Below are 4,552 nucleotides of genomic sequence, written 5' to 3'. Positions count from 1 at the left end.
ACGACGATGCCGATCGCCAGCACCAGGCCGAACAGCGACAGCGTGTTGAGCGAATAGCCGAACGCCGCCAGCACCGCGAACGTGCCGACCAGCGACACCGGGATCGCCACGATCGGGATGATCGCCGCGCGCCATTTCTGGAGGAACACCAGGATCACGAGGACGACGAGGATCATCGCCTCGAACAAGGTATCGATCACCGCATCCACCGATTGCGCGATGAATTCGGTCGGGTTGTAGATCACGCGATATTCCAGGCCCTTGGGGAAGGACTTGGCCATCGCCTCCATCTCGGCCGTCACCTTTTCGGCGGCGGCGAGCGCATTGGTGCCGGGGCGCTGGAACACCGCCGCGATGACGGTCGGCTGGCCCGAGAGGTAGGTGTTCGAATTATAGTCCTGCGCGCCAAGCTCGACCCGGGCGACGTCGCGCACCCGCACCTGGTGGCCATCGGCATCGGTACGCACGATCACGTCGGCGAACTGCGCCGGATCGACGAGCCGCCCCTGCGTCTCGACGTTGAGCTGGAAGGCATTGCCCTGCGCATATGGTGGCTGGCCGAGCGTGCCGGCGGCGACCTGCACGTTCTGCGCGCGCAGTGCCGAGACGATGTCGCCCGCCGTCAGGTTCAGCGCGGCGGCGCGGCCGGGATCGATCCAGACCCGCATGGCGTAATCGCGGCTGCCGAACAGGCGCACGTCACCGACGCCGTCGATCCGCGCCAGCCTGTCGCGCACCTGCGTCAGCGCGTAATTGGAGATGTAGCCGCGATCGAGCGACCCGTCGGGGGAGATGAGGTTCACCACCATCAGGAAGTCGGGCGAGGTCTTGCGCGTGACGACGCCCAGCCGCTGAACCTCCTCGGGCAGCCGCGGCACGGCGACGGCAACGCGGTTCTGCACCAGCACCTGCGCGGCATCGAGGTCGGTGCCGATCTTGAAGGTGACGGTGATGGTGACGACGCCGTCGCCGGTCGACTGGCTCGACTGGTACAGCATGTTGTCTACGCCGTTGATTTCCTGCTCGATCGGCGCGGCGACCGTCTCAGCGACGGTTTCTGCCGAGGCGCCCGGATAAGTAGCGGTCACCGTCACGGTCGGCGGCACGATGTCGGGATATTGCGCGACGGGCAGTTGCCAATAAGCGATCGCGCCGATGATGGTGATGACCACCGCGATGACGCCGGCAAAGATCGGGCGGGTGATGAAGAAGCGCGACAGGCGCATGGCAGGCTCCCCGGAAACGAGGATGGAAGGGATCGGCCCCGCGAGTGGGGCCGAGCTGGGTCAGGCGTCCGTTCGTCCCGAACGGGGGTAATGACGGCTAACGGGCGGCGAAGGTCGCCTGTCCGGGGACTGCACCGGCACCGATCCCGCCGCCGCTGCCGGCAGTGGACGCCGCCTCGCGCGTCGGTGCGATCCGGCCGGCGCGCACCTGAACCCTGGTGCCCGGCATCGCCATCTGCGTGCCGCTGATGACCACCCGGTCGGTGGCGGCAATGCCGCTGCGCACGACGCGCAGGCCATTCACCACCGGCCCGAGCTGAACCGCCTTGACGGCAACCGTGCCGTCATCGCCCACCGTCAGCAGCGTCTTGCGTGCCTGGTCGGTCTGCACCGCGGCGTCCGGCACCAGCAGCGCTGGCGCGGCCCCGCCGCTCGCCAGCCGCATGTTGCCGAACATGCCCGGCGTCAGGAAGAAGTCGGGGTTGTTCAGCACCGCCCGCCCGCGGATCGTGCCCGATCGCGGATCGAGGCCATTGTCGGTGAAGTCGAGCCGCCCGGACCAGCGGAAATCACCCTCGTCCTGCAGCTTTATCTCCACGTCCGACGGCGGGGTGCCGGCGGCCTGCGCGCGCTTCGTCTTGAGGAACAGCGCCTCGGAACCGTCGAAGGTGAAATAGATCGGGTCGAGCGCGTTGATCGTGGTCAGCAGCGTGCCGTTGGTGTCGCCGCCGGCGACGAGGTTGCCCGGATCGATCTTCCGGTCCGAGACGCGGCCGCCGATCGGCGCGCGCACCTGCGTGAACTCCACATCGAGCGCCCGCGCCCGGACGCGCGCCTCCGCGCCGGCAAGCGCGGCGTTGGCGGCGCGCAAACGGGCGGTCAGCTGGTCGATGTCGCTCTTCGACACCGCCTCGTCAGCCACCAGCCGCTGCGCGCGATCGAGGTTGGCGCGCGCCAGCTCCACGTCGCTGCGCGCGCTGATCAGCCCGGCGCGCGCCTCGGCCAGTGCAGCCGCGAACGGCCGCTGATCGAGCGTGAAGAGCAATTGCCCCTTTCGCACGATCGCGCCGTCGGTGAAGTGGACCGCAGTGATCGCGCCCGAGACGCGCGGGCGCACCTCCACCGACTTGCTGGCCTCGAACCGGCCGACATAGCTGTCCCATTCGTTGATCGGGCGGACGAGCGGGCTCGCGACCGTGACGGTCGGCGGCGGCGGGGCGGCCTGCGCCGGCTGCTCGCGGTTGAGCGCCGCGCCGGCGATCGTCGCGGCCAGTACCGGGCCCGCGATCAGCGCCCCCGTCCGCCAGCGTGACCGCTGGCGCGTGGCCCGCGGCACGGGGGCCGCCTGTTCCGTGTCGATCCTGCTGTGCATGTTCATGCGTATCTGCCCTTGTTCAGGCGTGCGGCACCGATGCTGGCGAGCAAGGTGCGATATTGCCCAGGGGTGAAGCCGGCAGCCGTGAAGGCCTCCTTCTCCGCATCGCTCAGCGCCTTGGCGCCGCGATGCCAGGCGAGCACCGCGGTGCGCCGCAAGGCTTCGAGCCGCGGATCGGCGAGGCGGGGATTGTCCTGCCGGCCAAAGAGGCTGCCGAGCGCGAGCGACATCCGGGACGGCTCGCGCAGCGATGACGGGCGATCGCGCCGGGCGAGCGCCACCACGGACCATTCGAGCGCGGAAAGCCGGTTCGACCGGTCGGCGCCAGGATAGGTGACGGGATTGGACGCGGGACCGGCCGCAGCCGACACCGCGCGTTGGCCGACCGAGCCCTCCCGGTCGAACGCCATATAGGCCATGATATTCCCCTTTGATGGGCGCGCGCCCGCCGCCGCCGACGATCGTCGGACGCTGCGCGCACGAAGGACCATGATCGCGCCGCCGCTGAACGAGCGGCGATGCGACGATCCGGAAATTGGTGAAATGGGGGGAGAAGCAGGCGCCTGCTAACGCGCGCCAACCACTCCGGTCAGACAATCAGCCATGGTGCGGCCTTTCGCTTGGATGCCCCTGTGGCACCCCTTTGATACCGACTGGTATAGAAATCGGTTCAGGCTGCGTCAAGCAGCTTTCTGTACCAATTGGTATTTTTTATCGCAAGGGGAGTCGGTGGCGGGTCGCAGCCTTTGCGGACCAGCGACGGACCGACCGCCCCCTGGTGCTTGAGCACGTCGCCTTAGCCTGCGGAGACCGGCATCTGGATGAGGTTCAGGAAGGTCATTGCCACAGCGCCATCCTGATTGGTCACCGTCATGCGCATCGTCAGCACGCCGCGGTCGGGCTTGCTGCGCGAGACGGCGATGTCGACCACCTCGCGCGTGATCGACAGAACGTCGCCCGGGCGCACGGCCGTCCGCCATTGCAGGTCATCGACCTTCAGCCCCAGCATCGGCGTGTCGCCGAACGGCGCCGTGTCGACGAAATCGCGCATCACGCGGGAGGCGACATGCCAGCCGCTGGCGATCAGCCCTCCGAACCGGCCCGCGGCCGCGGCCTCCTTGTCGACATGCATCGGCTGGGGGTCGAATTCCTCGGCGAAGCGGATGATCTCCGCCTCGGTGAGCGTGATCGGGCCACCGGCCCAGCGCTGGCCGATCTCAAGGTCGTTCAGGTACAGCGACGGTCGCAACACGGGGTTCCTCTGTTGCCGGGGCAGCGATCGGGCACCCGGGCGGGTGCCTGTGCGCAATCAGACGCCCCAAGCCAAGGTGGATTGGCGGCAAAAATTGCGATCCCGGACGTGCTCTGGCCGGACGCGCTCAGGCGGGGCGGTCGCCCATCCGCTCGCCCAGGCGCACGCTGCGCTCCGGCGCCCAATCGGGGTTGAAGACGATCACGCCGGGGCGGAACAGCATCACGATCGTCGAGCCGAGCAGGAAACGGCCCATTTCCTCGCCCTGCTTCAGCACGATGTCCTGGTCATCATAGCGCCATTCGGAGATGGCCCGCCCGCGCTTGGCATTGACCACCCCGTGCCAGACGGTCGCCATGCTGCCGACGATGGTTGCCCCGACCAGCACCATGACGAAGCGGCCGTGCTGCGCCGAATCGAACACGCACACCACGCGCTCATTACGGGCGAAGAGGTTGGGCACCCCGCGTGCGGTGACCGGATTCACCGAGAACAGCGCGCCGGGCACGTGGATCATCCGCACCAGCCGGCCGTCGCACGGCATGTGCAGGCGGTGATAGTCCTTCGGCGACAGATAGAGATTGGCGAAGCTGCCGTGCCGGAACTCGGCCGCCAGCGTCGCGTCGCCGCCGACGAGCTGCGTCGTGGTGAAGCGATGCCCCTTGGCCTGGACGATATGATGATCGTCGATCGCGCCGA

General features: G+C 68.3%; 5 protein-coding genes. All 5 read right to left on the bottom strand.

Going from position 1 to position 4,552, the window contains the following annotated elements; all coding sequences use genetic code 11:
• On the bottom strand, window positions 1–1,226 hold a 1,226-nt coding region (locus XM50_RS00605; protein ID WP_046406502.1), incomplete at its 3' end, for an efflux RND transporter permease subunit.
• A 97-nt stretch (window positions 1,227–1,323) separates the two neighbouring features.
• Window positions 1,324–2,604, bottom strand: coding sequence for an efflux RND transporter periplasmic adaptor subunit (locus XM50_RS00600; RefSeq protein WP_046406500.1), 1,281 nt, complete (start codon window positions 2,602–2,604; stop codon window positions 1,324–1,326).
• The gene (locus XM50_RS00595) at window positions 2,601–3,020 is read right to left on the bottom strand and encodes a hypothetical protein (RefSeq protein WP_046406505.1); all 420 of its coding nucleotides are present in this window, start codon (window positions 3,018–3,020) and stop codon (window positions 2,601–2,603) included. Before XM50_RS00595 ends, XM50_RS00600 begins: the two co-directional genes overlap by 4 nt.
• A gap of 377 nt (window positions 3,021–3,397) precedes the next feature.
• Entirely contained in the window at window positions 3,398–3,853 is a 456-nt protein-coding gene (locus XM50_RS00590) for a MaoC family dehydratase (protein WP_197075251.1), read from the bottom strand.
• Window positions 3,854–3,980: 127 nt separating this feature from the next.
• A partial coding sequence (asd, locus tag XM50_RS00585) for an archaetidylserine decarboxylase (RefSeq protein WP_046406499.1) occupies window positions 3,981–4,552 on the bottom strand: 572 nt, incomplete at its 5' end.

This window comes from Sphingomonas sp. Ag1, from assembly GCF_000980895.1.
Lineage (GTDB): Bacteria > Pseudomonadota > Alphaproteobacteria > Sphingomonadales > Sphingomonadaceae > Sphingomonas > Sphingomonas panaciterrae.
The sequence above is the reverse complement of the archived record's forward strand: the minus strand, read 5'-3'. Positions and strand labels throughout refer to the sequence as shown.